The following is a 2,129-nucleotide window of genomic DNA, read 5'->3' on the forward strand; positions in this document are numbered from 1 at the left end:
GGCGGGTCGGCGGGACGCGTGCCCGCCTGCGCGGCGATCCGGGCCGCCTGGACCTGCTCGGTGCGGGGCGTGCTCGCCTCCGGGCGCGGATCCGTGGGGCCGGGCTCGGGCATGTAGAAGCGCGCGAGGACCGCGCAGGCCATCGTCACGGCCGCGGCCGGCCCCAGGAACCTGCCCCGGGGCCGGTGGCGCTGCCGGCGGACTCGGTGCGCGGAGGGGTACGCGGGCGCGATCATGCGGGCTTACTCGGTTACGCGGGCCCCGCCCGGGCGCGTTCGGCCGGCCGCCGCTCGACGGGCGAGCGGACGGGGGCGGCCGCGGCGGCCTGTTCGGGAAACATCAACCTTGACGGAAGCCTATTGAGCGGCCGGCTTGGTTAATCTTCGGATAAGCCGCGCGCCGTTTCGCGGATCGTCGTGCCGCCCTCAGCGCCGGGGCGTGCCGAACCAGGACGAGACCGGATCGAGCACGTAGGCGGCGACCGAGGCCGCCCAGCTGCGCGCACGGGCGCCGAGCGAACGCTCCGCCTGCGTCCCCCCGCGCGCGCTCATCAGCGCCGTCACCAGGGCGTCCTCGCGCTCCCGGCAGGCGTCCAGGGCGTTGCGCTGGTCGCCCATTCGGCTCTGCCCGGCGGGCTGGTGGCTGTAGGCCTCCCGAAGGCACTGGTGCCAGGCCTGCTCCAGGCGCTCGACATGGCCCGGCGCCGGCCCCGGGCCGGCGCTGAGGCCGAACGACGGGCCGGCGGCGAGGAGGCCGGCAAGGAGGCCAGCGAGGAGGCCGGAAAGGGCCGGGACGAGGCTGAGCACGGGGCGGCGCATGCCCGACCTATCGCCGATTCGCCCTCCGCAGGGCAAGAACGAAGGGGCAACAGCAGGAGCCGGCCCGCGACGGCGCGGCGTCGAACGGACTACATCCGCCGATCCAGGCATTAATTCCAGCGCTCCGCTGTCCTCCGCCCGCTTTGGAGCCAGGATCTCCCCGGACAGCGGGGGATGCCATGCAGGCGGAACGGCGGGACGGGATGCGGACCGAGATCGCGATCGTGGGCGGCGGCCTCGCCGGCTCGCTCGCTGCCGCCATGCTCGGCCGGGCGGGCCGCGACGTGGTCCTGATCGATCCGCACGCGGTCTACCCGCCCGATTTCCGCTGCGAGAAGCTGGAGCAGGGCCATCTCGAGGTCCTGCGCCGCACCGGGCTGGCGGGTGCGGTGATCCGGGCCGCGACCCATGCCGACACGCTCTGGATCGCCCGCTTCGGCCGCGTCGTCGACAAGGTGCCCTTCCACCAGTACGGCCTCGCCTACGACCGGCTCGTCAACACGGTGCGGGCCGAGATCCCCTCCTCGGTCCGGATGCTTCGGACGGTCGCCGAGGCGGTCGAGCCGGATCCGGTGAGCCCGCGCGTGCGCCTGCCCGGCGGCGGCACGGTCGAGGCGCGCCTCGTGGTCCTGGCGAGCGGGCTGAACTGGAACCTGCGCGAGGGGCTCGGGATCCGCCGGGACCTCGTCAGCGCCTGCCACTCGGTGACCGTCGGGTTCGACCTCGAGCGCGCCGACGGCCTGCCCTTCGCCTTTCCGGGCCTGCAGTACAATCCCGAGCGCTACGACCGGGGCCTCGCCTACCTGACCCTGTTCCGGATCGGCGAGAGCATGCGGGCCAACCTCTTCCTCTACCAGCCCCTGCGCAGCCCCTGGCTGGCGCAGTTCCGGGCCGATCCGGACGCGGCCCTGCGCGGCCTGATGCCGAGGCTGGAGCGCCTGATCGGCCCCTACCGGGTGGCGGGTCCGGTCAAGGTCCGGCCGACGGACCTGCACGCCTCGCACGGCATCGAGAAGCCGGGCGTCGTGCTGGCGGGAGACGCTTTCGCGACGCCCTGCCCCGCCACCGGCACGGGCTCGCTCAAGGTGTTCACCGACGTCGAGCGGCTCTGCAACCACCACGTCCCGGCCTGGCTCGCCACGCCCGGCATGGGCGTCGAGAAGATCGCCACCTTCTACGCCGACCCGGTCAAGCGGACCTGCGACGCCTTCTCGGCCGCCAAGGCGTTCGATCTGCGCGCGCTCTCGACCGGGTCCGGCCTCGTCTGGTCCCTCCGGCGCTGGCTGCGCTTCTACCTGCGCCTCGCGCGCT

General features: G+C 74.1%; 2 protein-coding genes. One reads left to right on the forward strand and one right to left on the reverse strand.

Annotation, left to right across the window (positions count from 1 at the left end):
• Positions 1-425 precede the first annotated feature (425 nt).
• On the reverse strand, positions 426-818 hold the full coding sequence (locus tag AX737_RS25545) for a hypothetical protein (protein ID WP_066926331.1): 393 nt from the start codon (positions 816-818) through the stop codon (positions 426-428).
• A gap of 203 nt (positions 819-1,021) precedes the next feature.
• On the opposite strand from AX737_RS25545, the gene AX737_RS25550 reads away from it, so the two are divergent.
• On the forward strand, positions 1,022-2,129 hold a 1,108-nt coding region (locus tag AX737_RS25550), incomplete at its 3' end, for an FAD-dependent monooxygenase (protein ID WP_066926332.1).

It is taken from the genome of Methylobacterium sp. CCH5-D2 (assembly GCF_001556475.1).
Lineage (GTDB): Bacteria > Pseudomonadota > Alphaproteobacteria > Rhizobiales > Beijerinckiaceae > Methylobacterium > Methylobacterium hispanicum.